Source organism: Shewanella sp. GJ50-10, assembly GCF_055808815.1.
Map to the genome: position 1 here is coordinate 1,555,654 of NZ_JBVVSS010000001.1, position 21,681 is coordinate 1,577,334.

Consider the following 21,681-nt stretch of genomic DNA (forward strand, 5'->3'; position numbering starts at 1 on the left):
CTTGTGCCTAGCTTTGTGATTATTGCCATATTAGCGGGTTCATTATTGTATTTTACTGAGCAGCGCAGGTTAAATGCCAGCCTTGTTAATGAGCTGAATGAGTTTTCTCGGATCATGAAGTTAACGTTGATGAGACCAACGCCACGTTTCGGCGCTGCAGCAATTGAGCAAGACTTTGCTTCGAGCACCAAATTAAAACTTAACGATGTGGAAAGTGGTTATTATCTTCAATCTTGGGGTCTCAACGGTCAAACATTGAATAAATCAATGAGCTTAGGGGCTGAACAACTGCCTCGCTCAGATGAGCTTGAGGTCACTAATAATGCTGATGGTATTCAATTCAATAGCCAATTAAGTTCCGGCGCTGATATCCGTGTTCATTCATTTACAGTTAAAGGTGGACCAAGACGACCTGCAGTTAATGTTGCTGTTGCGATTAACCGAGAAGACATCAATCAGCGCTTATCTGCATTTGCCATTCAATTATTGTTAGGCGGGCTATTTTTCTGCAGTTTATTATCAGCAATACTCATTGTTGCAATTAAAAGGGCATTAATCCCTATTCATAACTTATCAGAGCAAGTGGCTAATGTGGAGGCTGGCTCATTACACAATAGATTAGCTGAAGCAGACGTACCTGCTGAAATTACGCCGCTGGTGGCAAGGTTAAATCAATTGCTTGCTAGATTAGAGCAAAGTTTTGCTAGAGAACGTCAGTTTAATAACGACTTAGCCCATGAGTTACGCACACCGCTAGCGGCGATGCGCACCACAAGTGAAGTGGCATTAAAGTGGCCAGAACAATCCTCAACTGAAGATTTTCACTATATAGCTGAATCGTCAGCGCAATTGCAACAGACTATTGATAGTTTGCTTTCATTAGCCAGAGTTGAAAACTCACGTGCCGAAATTTTGTTAGAACAAGTGAACATTGCAATTCTTGTTGATGAATGTATCTCATTACACACCAATCAAATTAACCAGCGCAATATGACCGTCACTCAACTGATTGACGATGGTTATAGTGTCCAAAGCGATCCTCGGCTTTTACGGATGATCATTTCGAACTTAATCAGTAATGCAGTGGAATATGCACCAGAGAATAGTCAAATCACTATCGACAGTGAAAGTAGAAATTCTATTATAAGAGTGGTTAATGATGCACCTAACCTTAGCAGAGATGATTTGAATACTATGTTTGATAGATTATGGCGCAAAGATCTGTCCCGAACAGGAACCAAGCATGTTGGTTTAGGGCTTTCAATTGCCCAAACTGCGACACAAGCATTGTCACTTGAGCTCATTGCTGAATTACATGGGCAGCAGTTATATATGAATCTCAAACACCGCGACGAAGCTAATTGAATATAGGCTTTGTAAAAGGTTCTGAGTTAAGAGCTAAATCAAGTGTCACCGTAAATTCCTCATTATTTTCCTCATAAATTCAGACCACTAATTAAAATTTTTGTATATAAGCTCTTTTAACCTTCAGTTGTTTTAATGATAAACATGTCTTTGCGTTATAAACCTCAAATCTATCTCATCTGCTCATCTTCCGCTCATCTTTGTCAGTTTATGATACAAAAAAGTTAACAACATATTGGAGCGGTATTGTGATAATCAAACTAAAAATTAAAAGCACACTTCGTATTCTCTGTTCTTTGATATTCATTTTTTTCTTAGCAAGTTGTGGTGGTAGCGATGAGGGCGATACCAGTAGCGATGAAACTGAAATCGGTGGCGACCCAGGAGAAGGAAATACTGGTGATGATGGCTCAGGGGAAGACGGAACAGGTGAAGAAGACTCTGGTGGAGAAGGTAATGAAGGTGATGGCTCCGGCGGCGAAGGTGGGAATGATGGTGGTTCAGGAGAGGCGCCAGTACAAAATTTTAATCTTGGCATGGCTGCGCTGAATGATACCGGGATTGGTTTTGGATCGGACTATGACAGAAATGGCACAGATTGCAGTGTGAGTATTACGGCTAGTGATAATGTAACCAATCTAGCGCAAGACTGCAGCCAAGGACGAAGTGCAGTTGCTGACTCTGGACAAAATGGTGCTAATGGGTTTGATTTCACTCGTATAAATGCAGATGGCTCTGAATATACTGGCAATGGAAACTATACATCTTCGCCTTGGGCCTGCGTTCGAGATAACCGAACAGGGTTAATGTGGGAAGTTAAAACTCGAGATGGTGGTATTCGTGATGCGAACAATACTTATCGCTGGGGCGGGTTAACTGCGCGAGAAAGAGAAGGGGTTGAACGCAAAGGTGATTATTATGATGACTGGAATGGGTTAATCATCACAACCAATGAAGACAACCTTTGCGGTTATAGTGACTGGCGAGTGCCGAGTAACAGCCATTTAATGTCAATTGCGCACTTTGGTGCCTCAAGTCGTGCGACAAAAATAGATACCGATTATTTTCCGAATACTGTTAGTGAGTTCTATTGGAGTGCATTGCCTTACAGTGGCGAACATGGTGAGTTCTATGCTTGGGCTTTTCAATATGTATTTGGGAACAATAAAAATATTCAACGCTATCAATCTGCAGCATTACGTTTAGTCAGAGTGATTGATCCCGTTTCAACTGAATCCAATACACAAGAAACGCCAGATGAGCGTTATGTGGTTCATGATGATGGCACCGTAACTGATTCAGCTACAGGATTAATGTGGGCGCAATGTGTTGCCGGTCTTGATGGGCTGCAATGTGATAATGGTTCTGCTGAAGCGATGGATTGGGGAGATGCGCTAGCCTTTGCGCAAAATCATGATTTGGCTGGCTACAGTGATTGGCGCTTACCGAACAATAAAGAGTTATTTTCGCTGGTTGATTTCACCACCGTTTCACCTGCTATTAATTTAAATGTATTTCCCGCCACAACCCAAGAATACACTTGGAGCTCATCACCTATGATTGAGTTTTCACAAGACTCTTGGTTTATTAATTTCAAAACAGGGTTAAATTGGTTTAAAGGCCGCAGCGATGCAATGTTAGTGAGAGTAGTGCGTTCCGGCATTGACGATTTACAGCTTGCAGAAGTTGATGTTCAAGAAACAGAGGGCATCATCAGTGATGATGGTTTAGGTACGGTATCTGGCAGCATGGAACCTGTTGATGTTCACGCTCAAGTGCTGATTAATGAACAAGGCTTAACGGGCGACCCAACTGTAGGTCGCGATTTACCTAACATCAATGATGCCAAAGCCCAATTAGGTAAAGCATTATTTTACTCTAAACGCTTAAGTGGCGAATACGATACAGCATGTGCATCTTGTCACCATCCGGTGCTTGGTGGTGGCGATAATCTATCTTGGCCTGTGGGTTATGATGCGGTAGATGTTTTTCATGATTTCACCCCTAACTTGCTTGGCTCAGGCCGTTACTTTAATGGCAGTGATGCAGGTGAACTAGAAGGCTATCCTGTCATTGGTCGTAATGCGCCAACCATATTTAATCTGGGGTTGATAGATAGGGGCTTATTTTGGGATTCCAGAGTAGAAAGTGTTAATAATACGCCAGGTGCACGCGGCACTGATGGCGGTATTATTACCCCAGATTCAACTAGTTCTAGCACTGCTGATAATAATATTCCTTCGGGGGCATCGCTTGCTAATGCTCAGTCACGTTTTCCAACCATAACTCACAATGAAATGCGCGGTGATGAGCCTTTAGGTTCAAGCAATCAAGCGTATCGCGATATGCTCGCTGAGCGTTTTGAAGGAGATGCTGAATGGGAGGCATTATTTATTGATGCCTATGGCAATAACACTATTTCGTTTGATTTAATTGCTGAAGCCTTAGCCGCATTTGAAGAGTCTATGGTTTTTGCTGAAAATCCATGGAAAGAATACTTAGCAGCTCTACGTGGTGAATCTAATAAAGACATTGATACATTGAGTTTTAATCAAAAGGTCGGAGCGGTGTTATTTATGACCGCCGGTGATGAAGGTGGCGCAGCCTGTAGTCAATGTCATTCAGGTGATAATTTCACGGATGGAGAATTTCATGCTATTGGTTTAGGTCAGGTTGGCCCAGGTAATGGTGATGACAACCAGTTTGTCACTGGTAGTGATTTTGGGCGTCAGAATGTGACGGGTGATATAGGAGATGCATATCATTTTCGCACTTCGCCTTTACTTAATATTGCCGTCACAGGGCCTTATATGCACAACGGCGCGTTATCGACTTTAACTCAAGTGATGGATGTGTATGGCAATCCTGGCGGTGCGATGAATAACTTACTCGGGATCAGTACGATTCTTAATGCTAATGCTTCATTCAATGAAATAGGTAATGCTGAGTACTGTGAACTAACTTCAGTAGTGGATATCATGAGTAAATATGGTGAAAGTTGTGAGCAGGTTTATAACAACATGAATCCTTATGCGTTCGACAATACACGTTTCTTGTTCCGTCAAAGCTTTGATGAAACAACATCTAATTCGCCAGCTCCAGAAATCGATATTAACATCGATCAATCTAATACCGTTGTCGAGTTCATGGATGCATTAACTGATCCTTGCGTTACCGATAGAACTTGCTTACAGCCGTGGATTTATGATGCTAGTAATTGGCAACTGCACCCAGATTACAACAGCAATCCGAGTTTGATACTCATTGGTGAAGATAAAAATGGTGAGCAGTTATAACCGATTGATGGTTGCAGCATAAAAATTAGCACTGTTTAACCGATTACAGCCCACTAAAAAGTTAATTGAGTTGGTTAAACAGTGATGTTTTCCTGCATGACGATACGAACATTTTTTCTAGCTAGTTAAGCGCGTTCACATTCGTTCTTAGCTGTTTTATTGATTTCTGTTTGTGCATGCTTGTTCATATTTTTGTACTTTCGTTGCTGTACAGCAAACGGATAACTGAGTTTTTGCTGTTTGTCATTACGCATCCGATTCAGGATTTCCATTTCCGTACATCTAGTATCGACTTCGAACAACAAGCTATTATCGATAGTGGGTTCTTAGATTGAGATGTAAAGTCTTCACATTTTTCAACATATACAGACTTTATGGCGTTAATACATTGGCTAATAAAGAGTAGCTTAATCTTTTACGTGGGCATTTATTTGCTCACTCACAAAGTCGATGAAGTGATTAACTAATGCGGAATCTTTTCGACGTTGTGTATAAAGCGCGTAAAATTTAGCGCCTTTAATTTGATAATCAGATAACAATTCAACGACTAAGCCTGATGCTAATGCTTCACGGACAAGGTATCTTGGTAGTACTGCGTAACCTAAGCCCGCTTTTACGGTTTCGTATATCACTTGCTTGTTGTTAAAATGAAGCTCTCCGTTTAAATGTTGAAGTACAGCTTGGCCGTTATGAATAAAGTCAATTTGATTGAGTTTATTCTCATTGCTTGTCAGGGTAATTAAATCAAGTTTAAGTAAATCTTGAGGTATTACCGGCATTGCTTTCGATAACAAATATTGTTTACTCGCACACAAAACAAACTCGTCATCCGCAATGTATTTTGCCAAATAAGGCTCATCTCTTAAGTGGGTACTTCGAAATGCAATATGAATATTATCTTTAAAAATATCAACTGTTTCGTTGGAGAATTCTGCCGAAAACTTAACCAAAGGAAAGCGCTGTTTATATGCGATGATGATCGGCGCAAGGATAACTTCGCCCCACAAAGCAGGTGCAGTTATCCGTAACTCTCCAGAAATAGTGTGCTTAAGCATCGCTAAGTTATCTAGCATTTGCGAATGCATCTCTACAATATCTAACGCTGATTGATAGAATAGCTCGCCCGCATCGGTAATGCTTAATGACCGTGTTGAGCGATTTAGCAAAATACTATCTAATGAAGTTTCCAAATAATGAATATCCTTTGAGGCTTTAGCCGCTGCAACGTCTAATGTTCTTGCAGCCTCTGCAAATGATCCTTTTTGTACTATAGCGATAAACAACTTCATCAAATAAAGGTGATTTAATTTGCTCTTCATTGTGATGCATCCTTTCTACTAACTGCTGTTTATATCCTGCCAGGATATTTAGTTGTTCAATATTGGCATATTATCTATATATTTGAAATGTATTATCTTAGCTGTACACCCATTAAAGGAAGACAGGCTATGACTCATTTTGCAACTAGACAAGGTTTCAACTTCAATAAAAGCAGCAAGCAGATGAAAAACCGCTCGGTGCTTGCTCCTTTAACACACAATATGAGTTTTGATAACGGCGATATCAGTGAGAATGAAATAGCTTGGCTAGCGAAAAATGCCGAAGGTGGCTTTGGTATGTTAATTACTGCTGCAACAGCAGTATCAATGACAGGCCGCAGTTGGAAAGGACAACCAGCATTAATTACAGATGCACAGCAACAAGGTTTCGCCCGAATTGCCAAAAATGCGAAACAACATGGCGCATTAGCGATAGTACAACTTCATCATGGTGGGATGAGAACAAAGCAGGAATTTAGTAGTGATGTGGCGGTGGCGCCTTCAAGGTATGCAATAGATGAGCATTATCCGGAAGGTGTCAGAGAGATTAGCACTGCTGAAATTGTGAACTTGATAAACGACTTTGTTCATTCAGCGAAATTGGCTTATGAGGCTGGTATGGATGGCGTTGAAATTCATGCAGCATTTAACTTTTTACTAAGTAATTTCAGTAACCCTGAGCTCAATCAGCGCCAAGATAAATGGGGAGGATCATTTGAAAATCGTAACCGAATTATTTTTGATATTGTGAGCCGTATAAGGACTGAGATACCAAGAGACTTTATAATTGGAGTCAGATTATCACCTGAAAATTACGCCCATTTCACAGGTGTTGATATTCAGGAGCAAATCCAGTTGGCAAATTCGTTAAACAAAATGGATATAGACTATATACACATGTCTCTTTATGACTCGTTTAAAAAACCTAATCACCTGCTAGATGAAGAACAAACATTACTACAGTGGATCAAAAGCAAGTTAGATCCCGAAATAGTACTGATGGTAGCGGGCAATATTTCAAACATAACCGCCGCAGACCGTGTAATTTCACAAGGTGCAGACCTTGTTGCAATTGGTAAAGCTGCTATTGGAAACCCAGATTGGGTGAACCAAATCAACGCAGGAAAACCACTTATTGAAATGCCTTACACTGCTGAACTTTTATCAAGCAATGGATTTACGCATTCCGCAATTGGTTATATGGCTGGCATCACCGGATTAGTCGTTAAAAATGAAACTAATACGGTACGTTAAAGATGAACTTTTTAAATCTGATATTACAGCATCAAATTGAGATTGTAACGCTATGTACTGTGGCACTGATGATGGCTATCAGTCCAGGAGCAGACTTTGTATTAGTCACTAAAAATAGCCTGCTTTATTCAAGAAAAGCAGGACTATTTACGACTCTTGGGATCACTGCCGGTACTTGGCTTCATATATCCTATTGTATCGCTGGCTTGGCGATAGTGATAAATACTTCGCCAATAATGTTTAACGTTATTAAGTATTTGGGCGCGCTGTATTTAATTTATATTGGTATTTTAGCTATTAAAACCCAAAGCACTAGTAGCAACGAAGTGCACGGAGATATTGCACATATCAAGCCCTCAACAGCCTTTGCAAGCGGCTTTATTTCGAATGCTTTAAACCCGAAGACAACACTGTTTTTTCTTGGCATATTTAGTCAGCTAGTGACTTTAGATACGCCCCTAGTCATACAAGTTGTATATGGCGGCATCATTTCACTTGCGCACTTATTATGGTTTTCATCATTAAGCTACTTACTGACACATCAAAAACTATTGCCTCAAGTTAAAAAGTATCAAACCATGATTAACCGTGTTTTAGGGGTAACACTCATTGCTCTTGGTGTGAAATTAATCTTACTTTGACGCGGTGAAAATTGACTCATTGAAAATTGATTCAATCTAGCGTTAAGAAGGAAAAGTTGTGGGTAAGATGACAGTGTGAACACTATGACCTGAAAGCATTATAGTGCTTCAGTACAAAGTCGAAAGAGAACTTATGTTTAGCACACGGTTTAATTTCCAAATGGAATACAGACAAATGCACATAAATACTTTCAAATAAGCAAGCTATCACTATGAGTGACTATCTCATACTACATCAGCATTTCTAAATCACTTTGCATTATGCGGTTTGAATTAGCTAATGCTGTTCGAATTAGAGTTTGGCTGAGATAAATTGTATGATGCGCTGAGTTATTCGCACTTATTGATTTTGAATGGAATAGTCAATGTCAGCACCCGATTTACGTCCGAAACAAAAACGCAGCCAAGAAACTCATGATAAGTTTCTTCAGTCGTTACAAAACGCTTTACAAGTAAAGTACTTCGAACACATCAGTATTAAAGAGTTAGCTGAAGGTGCAGGGGTGTCAGTCGGTACTTTTTATCGACGTTTCGAAAACAAAGAAGCGTTATTGCCGCTACTTTACGATGCGTTTGGCAAGGAACTAGGACAATGGATTGATGAAATGGAGTCCGCACAATGTCATACGCTTGAGGAGCAGGTGGCTTTGTTGTGTCGTTCAACCAACGATTTTCTTGATGCAAGAAAAAGTGTTTTTAGGACCATTCATTTAAATGCACGGCTTCATTCAGATACTATGTTTGCTAATCCCACTCTAGATAGAAATGAAGCCTATAGCCGTTTATCAAATTTGTTATTAAAGTTTTCTCCCGCCAGCAATGATCCGGTTCAAGTTGACCTTAAAAAGCAGCAAGCTGCCGATATGGCGATATACATGTTGATCAACAGTTTACTTGATAAGATTCTATACCCTAGTTTAACGCCTGCAATAGCATGCTCAATGGATCAAGAAACCTTCGTAACAGAACTACCCAAAATGCTGCTTAACTACTTACAGCCAAGTTTTGCTAGTCAGTAATATAAAGTGCTTTATTGGCTTAAATGATGACTAAATAGAGTCGTTTAAATGTGAGTTATTTATTGCTGAGTAGCTTGAGGTTTATCACAAATTGAGTAGAACCTAAGTCACATGATTACATTTTGATTATGTGATGCCATTAGGCCTATGCATGTTGACGTAAATTTCGTATAATCCGCGCGAATTTAAAAACCCTATATCAAGAAGGAAGCTTTTCATGGCTATCGAACGTACTTTTTCTATCATTAAGCCTGATGCTGTTGCAAAAAACCACATTGGCGCTATCTACAACCGTTTTGAAACTGCTGGCCTGAAAATCATCGCTTCTAAAATGGTTCACCTAAGCAAAGAACAAGCTGAAGGCTTCTACGCTGAACACAGCGAACGTCCTTTCTTCGGTGCTTTAGTTGCATTCATGACTTCTGGTCCTATCATGGTTCAAACGCTTGAAGGCGAAAACGCTGTTCTAGCTCACCGTGAAATCTTAGGTGCTACTAACCCAGCTGAAGCTGCTGAAGGTACTATCCGTGCAGATTTCGCTGAAAGCATCGACGAAAATGCTGCTCACGGTTCTGATTCTGTAGCATCTGCAGAACGTGAAGTTGCGTACTTCTTCAGTGCTGAAGAGTTATGTGCTCGCACTCGTTAATTCTTTACTGAATTACGCAAAAAGGAGCCTAATGGCTCCTTTTTTGTGCCTAAAAATTGCAGATAGCTCTTCTTGCTTCTATTCCAACCCCTGTTCCGAACTTATAGTCGTTTTATCGATTGATTTTTCTTTGTGTTTCCAATCGAAACCGAGACTTTCTTATTTTCATATTTGTGAATAAGTATTCCTTTTCTATTTGCTAAAAATTCAATTGTTGCAATTACCTTCTAATTAGATTGAGTAATTACTCTTTTCAAACCTGGCTGAATGTCGGTTGTTTGTTAAATAATAACCAAGCTCAACTTCTAATTATTAAATTTATTGTGATTTAAAAATTATTTTTTAAGAAAAGTTTGTTACTTAAGTTAACGCTTTGTTAATTTTAAGTCTTTTTTAGATCTATATTTTAACCTAAATCATGATTCAATTAACTTGTTTGGTTAATATTTGGTCTGATTTAATGTTATCAATAACTGTTGGTTAACAAAACTCCTTATTCTATTTAACTTTAAAGGATTGTATTTTTATAAGTATCTGTTTTTAGGTGGTTTAACATTATTTTAACACGTGTTAAAGTTGAGTCTGTATCAGTGTTGCTTCACTTGGTTATTAATTTGTAATAGATGTTGACTATTGTCATTTTATTTAACAATAATGCTCTCGGTTGATTAAATAATTAACCTAAAAATAAAAAATATAACGTCGTGACTTTATTTTTGATTATGACGAAGGGAGTTTAATAATGAGTTCATTATCTTTGACAGCTAAGGCAATTCGCCGTGGCTTTTTGACAATTGCAGCAACGACCGTTGCAACAGGTTCAGTATTTTCAGGAAGTGTTATCGCTGAAGAAGCACAAGCTGAGAAAGTAGAAAGAATTGCAGTTACAGGTTCACGTATTAAGCGTACCGATATGGAAACTGCTAGCCCAGTAAGTGTCATTGATGCTTCAGCAATCATCGCTTCTGGTGCAACATCTATTGATGACGTACTACAGAAAATGACCTCTTCTGGTGGCGCAATGACTAACGCTGCTGTGAACAATGGTTCTGGTGGTAATGCTCGTGTAAATTTACGTGGTTTAGGTTCAAATCGTACATTGGTTCTAGTTAATGGCCGTCGTATGATTGCTTCTGGTACTGGCGCAGCATCTTCTGTTGATTTGAATACAATTCCAGTTTCTATGATCCAACGTGTAGAAGTACTTAAAGATGGCGCATCAGCTGTTTATGGTACTGATGCAATTGCTGGTGTTGTTAACGTTATCTTAAAGCGTGACTTCGACGGCTTGGAAATGAATGTTCAAACAGGTATGTCTGGTCAAGGCGATGCTGAAGAAACAAGTTTAGATTTCACTGTAGGTAACACCTTTGATAAAGGTAACGTTGTAATCAATGCTCAATACACTAAACGTGGTGACGCGAGCCAAGCAGATCGTGACTTCTCTGAGTGTCCAATCGCTGAAGGTTCTGATGGCCTATACTGTGCTGGTTCTTCTTATTCAGAAGGTGGTCACATCTGGGGTGCAAATGGTGCTGATTTAAGTGGTCGTGGTGGTGAATACCATGAGTTTACTGATGCAGACCGTTATAACTACTCAGCTTCTAGCTTCCTATCTACTCCGATGGAACGCCTAAACTTAAGCATGGCTGGTACATACGAGCTATCTGACTCTATTATGTTCTTCTCTGAAGCAATGTATTCTAAGCGTTGGTCAGATCAGCAAATGGCACCACAGCCAATTTGGAATAGTGAGTCTTGGGAATATCAACCAATTGCTGCTGGTGGTTGGATGACTGATGATCTTCTTCCTTGGGTTGAAGATGGCGAACTTGTAGATTACGGTCGCCGTATGGTTGAGTCTGGTTCTCGTGATTTCTCTCAAGTTGTTGATACAATCCGTTTAGTTGTTGGTCTTGAAGGTGAGTTCGATAATGGTTGGACTTGGGATGCTTCTTACAACAAAGGTAAGAATGACTCAGTAGATACTTTAGCTAACTTACATAACATTGGCTCTATCAATGATGCTGTTCAAGCTGAAGAGTTTGACCCATTCCTACAATCTTCTTGGATGGGCGATAGCATTGCTCCATTCGTATACACAGAAGTAAATGCTGGTGGTAGTGAACTAGATATTGCAGCACTTTCTCTTTCTGGTGATATCGTAGACTTACCTGCTGGTACTATGGGCTTCGCTGCTGGTTACGAGTTCCGTAAAGAATCTGCTTATTTCACTCCTGATTCATTGACTGCTCAAGGTCTTGCTAATGACCCACGTGTTGAAGCGACTTCTGGTGAGTTTGATGTTAATGAATTATATGTTGAGCTAGCTATTCCATTAATCAGTGATGTGATGCTACTTGAGCAAGTTGACTTAAGTGCAGCTGTTCGTTACTTCGATTACAGCACATTTGGTGATGATACTACTTGGAAACTTGGTTTAACTTGGCGTGTATTTGACGACTTGATGATCCGTGGTGGTCAATCAACAGCGTTCCGTGCGCCAACAGTATCTGAATTGTTCGGTGGTAAATCACCTTCATTCGATCAAATCGTTCATCCTGCTACTGATCAAACTCAAGCAGAAGTAACAGTAGGTGGTAACCCTGACCTTACTCCTGAAGAAGCAGATATCACAACACTTGGTTTAGTATATTCTCCAAGCTTTGTTGAAGGTTTATCTTTAACTGTTGATTACTACGATATTGCTATTTCAAACACTATTACTTCTGTTGACTCTAACTACATTGCTAATCAGTGTTTAGATGAAAATGGCATGAAGATTAATGAAGGCACTGCACTATGTCAGTCTTCAAATATTGAAATAGATAACACTGGCCGTATTAGCTTCGACAATGGTTTACAAAACATTGGTGAAACTAACACTTCAGGCTTCGATATCAACGTTGCATACACATTCGAAGGTTTAGGCTTAGATTGGAAAGCAGGTTTAGACACTTCAATTCTTGATACATACGAAGAATATGACCAAGACGGTAATGTAATTGATTACAAAGGTTACATCACAGGTGGTGTTGGTGCATACGCAGAGTTAAAAACTAACTTTAACTTAACTGCAGCTGGTGACGATTGGTCTGCTACATACGAAGCACGTTACATCGATGGTATGGATTCATTTGCTTGTAAGGATGATCCAAGCGATTGTTACGCACCTTCAGTTGACTCAATCGTTTACCACGATATCTCAGCATCTTACGACATTAACGAAACAGTTAGATTGTCTGGTGGTGTGAACAACGTATTAGATGAAGAGCCTCCTTACTACTCAGGTAACAACGATTCAAATACCGATCCGTACACTTATGACGTATTAGGTCGTTACTTCTTCGTTCGTGCTAGCGTGAAGTTCTAATAGAGATAACTTAACCTTTTAAGTCTTCTTGTTTATGAAGCCCCAGTCGAAATATCGGCTGGGGCTTTTTGTTTGTTAAATAAAATAATTGATTAACTTTTTATTTGTACATTGTCAGTTTTTTCTAGGTTATTTCTGCTTATTTTTTACAATTGTTTCAGTATGTTGTTTGATTTTAACTAGTTGGTGACAGTTGTGACCATCCGTATCTTTATCTCTTGTTTTTACTGTGGTTTTATTGTGCTTTTTTAACCTTATGATTTTAAAGGTTATTGATTTTTAGGGTGTGATATTGGTCTCGCAAAGTCGTATCAATTTGTACACCTCTAGTTAAATTTATGTGTTGCTTGTTGAATGATTTACCTTCTTTTAACAGTATCGAGATGAGGTTATTAACTTCGGTTTAACTAAATAAAACAATAAAAAGTCAATATGTTAGTAAAACTAACATCCAGGGAGATTTACATGAGTTCATTAACGTTAACAGCTAAGGCGATTCGTCGCAGTATTCTAGCTGCGACAGCAGCATCGGTTGCTTTTTCAGGTGTAGCATTTGCTGAAGAAGTAGAAAAAGTAGAGCGTATTGAGGTTACAGGTTCACGTATCAAGCAAGTGGATATGGAGACAGTTTCTCCAGTAACGGTTATCGATGCAGCTGCAATCGCAATGACAGGTGAAAAAACGGTTGCCGATGTATTAAATAATTCAGCCATCAACAGCTTTGGTTCTTGGCGTGGTGTATCAGGTTACGGCTCTGGTGCGAGTTCAACAAGTAGTGTTAATTTACGTGGTCTAGGTGCTTCTGCAACATTAGTACTTTTAGATGGTCGTCGTATGCCTGGTACTAGCTCAAGTTCAGGCGCTGTAGCTGATACATCTTCAATTCCAATGTCTATTGTAGAGCGAATTGAAATATTACGTGATGGAGCTTCAGCTGTTTACGGATCTGACGCAGTTGCTGGTGTAATTAATATCATCACTAAAAAAGAATTTGACGGTGTTCAATTAGATTACAGTCAAGAAATACCAGATGTTGATGGCGGCGATGCGACACGTTTTTCGCTCGCAACAGGTTACAACACAGACAAAGGAAACATTACTCTAACTTACGAGTATTACGATACTAAAGCTGTGATGGACCGCGATGTTTGGAATATGGATGACCCTAGCTACTTTGGTTACAGTACATTTAGTTCTGTACCGAATGGTGTTTCAGATTCAGGTTGGATCGATAATTCAGCTTTATGTGACCAAGTAGAAAATACTTATACTAATTCTGATGGTCGTTGTTTATACAGTTATGGTGAAGTCACTAAGTTATTTGGTGATGTCACGCGTAACTCATTCATGTCTAACTTTAGTTACGATATTACTGATGATATTCAGTTCCGTGGTCGAGCTTCAGCTTCTTTAGCAGAAACAGAAACGCGTTATGCTGGTACGCCTGTATCCACTAACTACCCGGTAATGTCAGCTGACAATCCATATAACCCATACGCTTCAACAGGTGGTGAAGATATCACTGTGTATATGCGTTCTGTTCAAATTGGTGAGCGTGACACATTAACTGAAACGAATAATTTCGATATTTTAGCTGGTTTTGTTGGTTTTGCAGATGTAGGCAATGGTTTAGATTGGGAGTTTAATGTTCAAAGTTCAGCTTCAACTACCAATTCTTTCAACTATAACCTAATCAATGACAGTATTGTTCAGCGTGAAATTGATACTGGTAATTACGATATCTTTAATACTTCCGGTATGTCTTATAGCGACTGGAATTCACAGATGACTGAGCTATATGGCGCTGCAGCACATACTGGCGTATACCAAGGTAAATTTGAGAGTACGCAAATTGATGGTTTAGTTTCTACATTATTGATTGATGATGGTGATTTCAGTTTAGCGATGGTTGCAGGCGCAGAATATGAAATGATTGATTTCAAACAAACTTCAGATCCAGAATCTGCAGCAGGTATTATCTCAGGTGGTTCAGGTGGTGATGACGTTAACGCTACACGTGATCGTACTGCGGGTTATTTAGAGCTTCAGATGGGTCTACCTGCAAACTTTGAAGTTTCAGCCGCAGTTCGTTACGAGCGCTATGAACAAGAAGGCCAATTAACGGGTGCAACTGGTGACATTGTAAACTCTTCAACATTCGATGCTGTCGTACCTAAATTGGGTTTAAGCTGGCGTCCAGTAGATTCATTATTATTACGTGCTAGTTATGGTGATTCATTCCGTGCACCTAATATGGGTGAAATGTTCTCATCTCAAGCATTAAGTTTTGAATCGTCACTAGACAACTTGTGGTGTAATGAGCCAGGTAATGTTGATGCAACATACTGTGACCCAAGTCAGCAACATAAAACTTGGTTTGGTGGTAACCCAGACTTAGAAGCTGAAGAAGGTAATTCATTCACAGTAGGCGGTGTTTGGAATGTGACTGATGATTGGAACTTAGAAGTTTCATATTACTCAATCACTTACGATAACAAGATTGAGTCTGTAGGTGTTGATGACATTTTACGTGACGAACTACGTGAAGGAACGTCTGATTTCGTTACTCGTGGCGCAGACGGTAAAATTGAATACATCGAATCTGGCGTACGTAACATTGCTTCTGTTGAAACTTCAGGTCTTGACTTCGTTACAGCTTATAATCTTGAAACTGGATTTGGTGACTGGAATTTCAAAATAGATTTGTCAAAAGTTCTAGAGTTCAAAAAGCAAGATAATGCTGAATCGGCTATGATTGATTATTCTGGTACAACTGATTACCCTGACTTTCGTGGTAACTTGGGTGTAAGTTGGAACTATGATGACTTTAGCGCAGCTTGGACTACTGTATACATTGGTAGTCAGTCAGCAGAATACTGGCGTGAACTAGAAGACTACGATAGCTATGCTGATTACGATACTTACTTTAAGCATAATATCCAGTTTGCTTACAATCATTCAATGAATGGTTCTATCACCGTCGGTGTTAACAACTTGCTAGATGAAGAAGCGCCAACATACTATGACTATGCCGATTACCGTGATGTTAACGTCGGTTTATATGATGTGTTAGGTCGTACTTATTACATACGTTTAAGTCAACGTTTCTAAACTTTTTAAAGAGTTAAAACTTAAAAACCTCCGCTAGTCGGAGGTTTTTTTATGGTCAAAAGTTCACATATAAAAAATAGAGGACTTCATTAAAGGGGAATTATCGATGGCAAAATTTGAGGTGAAATTTAGTGGCTCAAACGCAGCTCTTGGCGGTGTTCGTTACGGTGTTTCTCATCGCAGTGGGCGCAACGTTGTTCTGTTGGATCTGCAGCTAATCTATCAGGTTCAATTTCAGACTCACAATCAGAACATAAGCCATATAGACCAAGTTCAAGTTGGCAAAGCGCTGCATCTAATCGAGTGAGCTGACTAAATAGAGGACTGTCTGTTAGTTTTTGTTCACTCATTAACTCAATGAGCTCAGCCAAGCTCATGTTAAAGTGAATTTGCGCCGCACTATTCACATTAACCTGCTGGTTAAGTTGATGCACCAACTCATATTTAAGTTGTGCTTCTTTTTGCATTAATGTTTGTTGTATCTCTTGAGTGCTCACAAAGGGCCTAATTACTTAATCGCTTTACTGGATATTTAGTCTAACGCTAAACGATACTATTGTTATGATGGAGATCAAACCAAGGCTTCATTTTAGCTAACGAACATTAAGCTTTATTTAAAATGAAACAGAAATTTGATTCAACGCAAATAACTATCGATTATGTTGCTCATAAGCTTTTTCTAAAATAGCCACGATATCATCTGTGGTTTTCATGACTCTCAATTCTCTAAACAGGACATCAGCTTCAGGATATTGCTTATTGAGGTAGGTGAACCACTGCTTCACTCGGGCTGGGTAATAATCCGACTTTTTACCATTAAGTTGTTTTTGAGTGTAACTCAGCAATAAGCTCAAGGTTTGCGACCATGTATAAGCTGCTGTGCCATCTTTAATGGTTGCTGCTAAGTTGGGTAGGGAGATTGCGCCGCGTCCAAGCATGATATTGTCACAGCCTGTCACTTCCATGCAGCGTTTAGCGTCATCAGCATTCCAAATTTCACCATTGGCAATGACCGGGATAGGTAAGCGTTCACGTACCTCAGTGATGTATTCCCAATAAGCTGGAGGTTTGTAACCGTCGACTTTACTGCGTGCATGAATAGCAAGTTCAGTGGCACCGGCTTCATATACGGCTAACGCATTTTCCATAAATAACGATTTATCTTCAAAACCTAAGCGAATTTTGGCAGTGACAGGTTGCTCGGCGGGTACGGCATCGCGCATGGCTTTAACAATGTCATGAATAGTATCTGGATATTGCAATAACACTGCGCCGCCATTACTACGGTTGACCATTTTAGCTGGGCAGCCAAAGTTAGCATCGACACCTTGAGAACCAAGCTCTACCGCACGTTGTGCATTTTCAGCCATCACACTTGGGTGTTGCCCCAGTAATTGGATACGAACTGGAGTGCCAGACGCGGTGAAACCACCATTACGCAATTCAGGACACAGTTTGTAGTAGACCTTTTCGGGAAGCAGTTGACTAATAACGCGCACAAACTCGGTAACCACCAAGTCATATGGGTTAATTTCAGACAATATTTCTCGCATCAAATCATCAATGACGCCTTCCATTGGAGCTAATACTACGCGCACGGCTGAACCTGTTGTAAATAAAAGGAGCGCCATTTTAGCGACTTTAGCTTTTTATACAAATTCATTTCGAAACAGTAAAAATATACAAATAAGTTGAAAAAGTAATATTAATCTTAAATATCAGGTTGATACATCAAAAATTTACACTATGATTACAGATAACCTTGGCTGTCTAGCAAGATTTTTTGAAAATAATCATGATTTAGATCAATTTTTGTGAAATAAAAGTAAACAGTAGTAGGTCTATTAAATTGTAAGCCAGCACTGTTAGTTGTTGGTCACCATTATAAAGTTTGAATATAAGGAAGATTATTATGAACTCAGTAAAACAAACTACAGTAGCAATGGCTTTAGGTGCAGTGGTATTAACTGCAGGTGTTTCAACTTCAGTTGAAGCTAACCCATTTGGCTTTGAGCAAATGAATGCCGGTTACCAACTTGATGGCGGTGATAAAAAAGCCAAAGAAGGTAAGTGTGGCGAAGGAAAATGCGGCGAAGGCATGAAAGAAGCTGCTCAAGCACACGCCAAAGGTAAAGAAGGTAAGTGTGGTGAAGGTAAATGTGGTGAAGGTATGAAAGAAGCTGCGCATGCAAAAGCCAAAGAAGGTAAATGTGGTGAAGGCAAGTGCGGCGGTGACATGAAGAAAGCCAAAGAAGGTAAATGTGGCGAAGGCAAGTGCGGCGGCGACATGAAAAAAGCCAAAGAAGGTAAATGTGGCGAAGGTAAGTGCGGCGGCGACATGAAAAAAGCCAAAGAAGGTAAGTGTGGTGAAGGTAAATGTGGCGGTAGCAAGTAATCAAATTTAATTGATTACTGACAAATTGCTAGCAACCCTTAAAACTTATTGTTATATAAGGTTATAGCTAGCAATCATGTCGTCAAATAAGGCCTGTTTTGCAGGCCTTTTTAGTTGATGAAAGTTGCAAATGGAGTGATGGAATGGCAAATCAAGCAACAGTGGGACTGGGTTTACGCCGAGAGATGCTTGACGAGTTTTGTCAGCAGGTGCCTGATGAAATTAACTTCTTTGAGGTCGCGCCTGAAAACTGGATGACCTTAGGCGGGAAATTTGGCAAACAGTTTAGACAGTTAACCGAACAGCATGAGTTTTTTTGTCATGGTTTATCACTCTCTATTGGTAGCCCTGAAAAACTCGATACCGAGTTTGTTAAAAACATCAAAGCCTTTCTCGATTTACACCAAATCAATATTTATTCAGAACACCTAAGTTATTGCTCTGGTAGTGGTCATATGTATGATTTGATGCCTATTCCTTTCACGGAAGAGGCGGTCAGTTACGTGGCTAAGCGTATTAAACAGGTTGAAGATATTTTGGAAAGACCCTTCATACTTGAAAACGTGTCTTTTTATGCAGCGCCCGGTGCACAAATGAATGAACAGCAGTTTGTAAATGCCGTTTTAACCGAAGCTGACTGTAAATTGCTATTAGATGTTAATAATATTTACGTCAATTCAGTTAATCACCAATATAATGCTGCTGAGTTTTTAGCATCAATGCCAACTGAGCGTATCGAGTACATGCATATAGCGGGACATTACGAAGAAAATTCAGAGCTAATGGTGGATACCCATGGCGCGGATGTGATTGATCCTGTTTGGGCATTACTGCAACAAAGTTATCAGCAACATGGTGTGTTTCCAACTTTATTGGAACGTGATTTTAATATCCCTGAAACCCCAGAGCTATTACTGGAAATTAATCAAATCCATCAATATCAGCAGCAAGCTTTAGCTTCGTTAAAGACAAGGAGTGCTTAATGAATTTTATTGACACTCAGCACTCATTTATGGACTACATTCGAGATCCTAGTCAGCCGTTACCAGATGGTATGACCTTAGAGAGAATGACGGTATATCGAGAGCTATTTTTTAATAATATTAATGGTTTTGTATCGGGGGCTTTTCCAGTATTAAAGTCTCTGTATACCGATGAAGCTTGGCTAAAGCTTATTCAACAGTTTTTTGTTAGTTTTGACTGTAAAACCCCAATTTTTATTGAGATTTCCCAAGAGTTTATCACGTTTTTACAAACTCAATATCAAACTGTGGATTACGACCCTCCATTTATGATTGAACTGGCGCATTACGAATGGCTTGAGCTATATATTGCTACTGTCTTTGATAATGAAAAAGAACTATCAATAACCGCCGAAATGCTCACCGAGTTGCCATTGTCACTGTCGGTCAAAGCCACTGTCACTCAGTATCATTATGATGTGCAACATATTAGTGTTAATTATCAACCAACAGAGCCAAGCGAGCAGCCTTATAGTTTTTGTGTCTACCGTGACGAGGCTGATGAGGTAATATTTTTACAGTTAAATCTGCTAACAGCGCAAGTATTAGGGTTTATCAGCCAATCACAGGTTTGTTATCTGAGTGATATTATCGTTTGGCTGCAGACTTCTTATCCTCAAATGAGTGCTGAAACTTTATCAAATGGCTGCTTACAGATGCTCCAACAACTAGCTGAAAAGGGCATTATCTGCACTTTAGCTGATGCATAACAGAACAAGTCAAAACACACAGTTATTTAAGGGTTTTTATTGACTACCTTTTTACTTACAATAGCGCGAATTTTGTGATCCAGTTCACGCTGCCAGAAGGTGGTTAACATTACTCTTAGGAATCAAATAACATGAGTCAGCCGTTTAAAGACCCATTTAACATTTTGTATTTTATTGGTTTTATCCTTGTTTTGCTATTACCAACATTACCAGCTTCTATTTCAGCATTGAGACTTGCAGGCTTAATTTAACTGTCAATCTCAGTTATTATACCGAGCTATTTTTAATAGCATCGGTTATCCAAAAACCATTCTATTGAATGGTTTTTTTGATTTGGCTTGGAGTGATATGTCGTTAAAGCGCGGCTTTTTTGTAATTGTTGGTTTAACCAGCGTAACATTAGGTACCATTGGTATTGTGGTGCCGCTGTTGCCAACAGTGCCTTTTATCTTGCTGGCAGCGTATTGTTTCGCTCGCTCCAGTGACAGATTGCATCATTGGTTGATGACCCACCCGTGGTTTTCTCAAGGTTTAAACGATTGGCAAAACAAACGATCGATTAATAAAAAACTAAAGCGTAAAGCGATGATAATGACCACGCTAAGCTTCGTAATTAGTATCGCAATAGTGCCACTGTTGTGGGTACAGATAATGTTAGTTTGTATGTTATGTGTACTGCTGCTTTTTATGTGGCAGATCCCAGAGTTAGATTAAAAGTTGCTGGTATTTTGCTCGTTAGTTGCAACTCACTTAAAACATGCTTACTATCAGCCAAATCGAGTGATATGCCAGATACTATTTTTGCAATTTCAGTTTAATGAGTATTGCCAATCTGGCTATTAATCCATTCCTTTTTAAATAGACTACACAATATGACTATGAATCCAGCAAGTTTAGCGTTAATCAAAGACAGCATTAAAGCCATTCCTGATTATCCAATTCCAGGCATTATGTTCCGCGATGTGACCAGCTTATTAGAAGATGCTGAAGCTTATAAAGCCACTATCGCTTTATTTGTTGAGCATTATAAGTCGCTTGGATTCACCAAAGTTGTAGGAACAGAAGCTCGCGGGTTTCTATTTGGTGCGCCATTAGCACTTGAACTAGGTATTGGTTTTGTACCAGTACGTAAGCCAGGCAAGTTACCAAGAAAGACAATTGCTCAAACATACGATCTTGAATACGGTAAAGACACCCTAGAAATTCATGTTGATGCCATTAAACCGGGTGACAAAGTATTAGTGGTTGATGATTTACTAGCAACCGGCGGCACTATCGAAGCGACAGTTAAGTTAATTCGTGAGCTTGGTGGCGATGTTGCTCATGCTGCATTTGTTATTTCACTGCCTGACATAGGCGGCGAGAAACGTATTGAAGCATTAGGTATCGACATTTTGACCTTGTGTGAATTCGAAGGTGAGTAAATTTATAGCTTAAATAAGGCTATTAAGAGCAGTGCTTAAATGGAGAACATTTAGCGCTGCTTTTTTATGTTTACGATATTACTACAGCGCCCATATCTACAAT

Annotated in this window: 17 protein-coding genes; 13 read left to right on the forward strand and 4 right to left on the reverse strand. The window is 39.5% G+C overall.

Going from position 1 to position 21,681, the window contains the following annotated elements; all coding sequences use genetic code 11:
• The first annotated feature begins 15 nt into the window (after nucleotides 1–15).
• Complete coding sequence (locus AC0L4E_RS06475) at nucleotides 16–1,365, forward strand: histidine kinase dimerization/phospho-acceptor domain-containing protein (RefSeq protein ID WP_473678503.1); 1,350 nt, start codon at nucleotides 16–18, stop codon at nucleotides 1,363–1,365.
• Nucleotides 1,366–1,613: 248 nt separating this feature from the next.
• The gene (locus AC0L4E_RS06480) at nucleotides 1,614–4,661 is read left to right on the forward strand and encodes an Lcl domain-containing protein (protein WP_473678504.1); all 3,048 of its coding nucleotides are present in this window, start codon (nucleotides 1,614–1,616) and stop codon (nucleotides 4,659–4,661) included.
• 125 nt (nucleotides 4,662–4,786) lie between these two features.
• Here the strand turns inward: AC0L4E_RS06480 and AC0L4E_RS06485 are convergent, their stop codons facing one another.
• Both AC0L4E_RS06485 and AC0L4E_RS06490 read right to left on the reverse strand, forming a co-directional pair.
• Nucleotides 4,787–4,933, reverse strand: a complete 147-nt coding sequence (locus AC0L4E_RS06485; protein WP_473678505.1) for a hypothetical protein — start codon at nucleotides 4,931–4,933, stop codon at nucleotides 4,787–4,789.
• Between the two features lie 135 nt (nucleotides 4,934–5,068).
• The gene (locus tag AC0L4E_RS06490; protein WP_473678506.1) at nucleotides 5,069–5,980 is read right to left on the reverse strand and encodes a LysR family transcriptional regulator; all 912 of its coding nucleotides are present in this window, start codon (nucleotides 5,978–5,980) and stop codon (nucleotides 5,069–5,071) included.
• A 129-nt stretch (nucleotides 5,981–6,109) separates the two neighbouring features.
• Between AC0L4E_RS06490 and AC0L4E_RS06495 the strand changes: the two genes are divergently transcribed.
• The 6 genes from AC0L4E_RS06495 (at nucleotide 6,110) to AC0L4E_RS06520 (ending at nucleotide 16,027) form a co-directional block, all read left to right on the forward strand.
• Complete coding sequence (locus tag AC0L4E_RS06495) at nucleotides 6,110–7,234, forward strand: oxidoreductase (RefSeq protein WP_473678507.1); 1,125 nt, start codon at nucleotides 6,110–6,112, stop codon at nucleotides 7,232–7,234.
• Between the two features lie 2 nt (nucleotides 7,235–7,236).
• Nucleotides 7,237–7,875, forward strand: coding sequence for a LysE family translocator (locus AC0L4E_RS06500; protein ID WP_473678508.1), 639 nt, complete (start codon nucleotides 7,237–7,239; stop codon nucleotides 7,873–7,875).
• A gap of 365 nt (nucleotides 7,876–8,240) precedes the next feature.
• Complete coding sequence (locus AC0L4E_RS06505; protein WP_473678509.1) at nucleotides 8,241–8,894, forward strand: TetR/AcrR family transcriptional regulator; 654 nt, start codon at nucleotides 8,241–8,243, stop codon at nucleotides 8,892–8,894.
• Nucleotides 8,895–9,111: 217 nt separating this feature from the next.
• Entirely contained in the window at nucleotides 9,112–9,543 is a 432-nt protein-coding gene (gene ndk / locus AC0L4E_RS06510) for a nucleoside-diphosphate kinase (protein WP_102526368.1), read from the forward strand.
• Nucleotides 9,544–10,285: 742 nt separating this feature from the next.
• Entirely contained in the window at nucleotides 10,286–12,916 is a 2,631-nt protein-coding gene (locus tag AC0L4E_RS06515; protein ID WP_473678510.1) for a TonB-dependent receptor, read from the forward strand.
• A 465-nt stretch (nucleotides 12,917–13,381) separates the two neighbouring features.
• Complete coding sequence (locus AC0L4E_RS06520; RefSeq protein WP_473678511.1) at nucleotides 13,382–16,027, forward strand: TonB-dependent receptor; 2,646 nt, start codon at nucleotides 13,382–13,384, stop codon at nucleotides 16,025–16,027.
• Between the two features lie 128 nt (nucleotides 16,028–16,155).
• On the opposite strand, the gene AC0L4E_RS06525 is transcribed toward AC0L4E_RS06520, so the two are convergent.
• Entirely contained in the window at nucleotides 16,156–16,524 is a 369-nt protein-coding gene (locus tag AC0L4E_RS06525; RefSeq protein ID WP_473678512.1) for a TraR/DksA family transcriptional regulator, read from the reverse strand.
• 153 nt (nucleotides 16,525–16,677) lie between these two features.
• Entirely contained in the window at nucleotides 16,678–17,625 is a 948-nt protein-coding gene (locus AC0L4E_RS06530) for a tRNA-dihydrouridine synthase (RefSeq protein ID WP_473681548.1), read from the reverse strand.
• Nucleotides 17,626–17,939: 314 nt separating this feature from the next.
• On the opposite strand from AC0L4E_RS06530, the gene AC0L4E_RS06535 reads away from it, so the two are divergent.
• From AC0L4E_RS06535 to apt, 5 genes are all read left to right on the forward strand, one after another.
• Nucleotides 17,940–18,422, forward strand: coding sequence for an HvfA family oxazolone/thioamide-modified RiPP metallophore (locus AC0L4E_RS06535; protein WP_299570253.1), 483 nt, complete (start codon nucleotides 17,940–17,942; stop codon nucleotides 18,420–18,422).
• Nucleotides 18,423–18,565: 143 nt separating this feature from the next.
• A complete protein-coding gene (locus AC0L4E_RS06540) occupies nucleotides 18,566–19,405 on the forward strand; it encodes an HvfB family MNIO-type RiPP peptide maturase (RefSeq protein WP_299570251.1) in 840 nt (279 codons plus the stop codon).
• Nucleotides 19,405–20,154 carry an HvfC family RiPP maturation protein gene (locus tag AC0L4E_RS06545; protein ID WP_473678513.1) on the forward strand — a complete coding sequence of 250 codons (750 nt, stop codon included), beginning with the start codon at nucleotides 19,405–19,407 and terminating at the stop codon, nucleotides 20,152–20,154. Before AC0L4E_RS06540 ends, AC0L4E_RS06545 begins: the two co-directional genes overlap by 1 nt.
• Nucleotides 20,155–20,502: 348 nt before the next feature.
• On the forward strand, nucleotides 20,503–20,868 hold the full coding sequence (locus AC0L4E_RS06550) for a YbaN family protein (RefSeq protein ID WP_473678514.1): 366 nt from the start codon (nucleotides 20,503–20,505) through the stop codon (nucleotides 20,866–20,868).
• 158 nt (nucleotides 20,869–21,026) lie between these two features.
• Complete coding sequence (apt, locus tag AC0L4E_RS06555; protein ID WP_220754973.1) at nucleotides 21,027–21,578, forward strand: adenine phosphoribosyltransferase; 552 nt, start codon at nucleotides 21,027–21,029, stop codon at nucleotides 21,576–21,578.
• Nucleotides 21,579–21,681 lie beyond the last annotated feature (103 nt).

What these genes read in the sequence shown, in the direction of transcription:
- AC0L4E_RS06485 (WP_473678505.1), bottom strand. Translation starts at nt 4,933, where the DNA reads ATGGAAATCCTGAATCGGATGCGTAATGACAAACAGCAAAAACTCAGT.
- AC0L4E_RS06490 (WP_473678506.1), bottom strand. Translation starts at nt 5,980, where the DNA reads ATGAAGAGCAAATTAAATCACCTTTATTTGATGAAGTTGTTTATCGCT.
- AC0L4E_RS06495 (WP_473678507.1), top strand. Translation starts at nt 6,110, where the DNA reads ATGACTCATTTTGCAACTAGACAAGGTTTCAACTTCAATAAAAGCAGC.
- AC0L4E_RS06500 (WP_473678508.1), top strand. Translation starts at nt 7,237, where the DNA reads ATGAACTTTTTAAATCTGATATTACAGCATCAAATTGAGATTGTAACG.
- AC0L4E_RS06505 (WP_473678509.1), top strand. Translation starts at nt 8,241, where the DNA reads ATGTCAGCACCCGATTTACGTCCGAAACAAAAACGCAGCCAAGAAACT.
- ndk (WP_102526368.1), top strand. Translation starts at nt 9,112, where the DNA reads ATGGCTATCGAACGTACTTTTTCTATCATTAAGCCTGATGCTGTTGCA.
- AC0L4E_RS06515 (WP_473678510.1), top strand. Translation starts at nt 10,286, where the DNA reads ATGAGTTCATTATCTTTGACAGCTAAGGCAATTCGCCGTGGCTTTTTG.
- AC0L4E_RS06520 (WP_473678511.1), top strand. Translation starts at nt 13,382, where the DNA reads ATGAGTTCATTAACGTTAACAGCTAAGGCGATTCGTCGCAGTATTCTA.
- AC0L4E_RS06535 (WP_299570253.1), top strand. Translation starts at nt 17,940, where the DNA reads ATGAACTCAGTAAAACAAACTACAGTAGCAATGGCTTTAGGTGCAGTG.
- AC0L4E_RS06540 (WP_299570251.1), top strand. Translation starts at nt 18,566, where the DNA reads ATGGCAAATCAAGCAACAGTGGGACTGGGTTTACGCCGAGAGATGCTT.
- AC0L4E_RS06545 (WP_473678513.1), top strand. Translation starts at nt 19,405, where the DNA reads ATGAATTTTATTGACACTCAGCACTCATTTATGGACTACATTCGAGAT.
- AC0L4E_RS06550 (WP_473678514.1), top strand. Translation starts at nt 20,503, where the DNA reads ATGTCGTTAAAGCGCGGCTTTTTTGTAATTGTTGGTTTAACCAGCGTA.
- apt (WP_220754973.1), top strand. Translation starts at nt 21,027, where the DNA reads ATGACTATGAATCCAGCAAGTTTAGCGTTAATCAAAGACAGCATTAAA.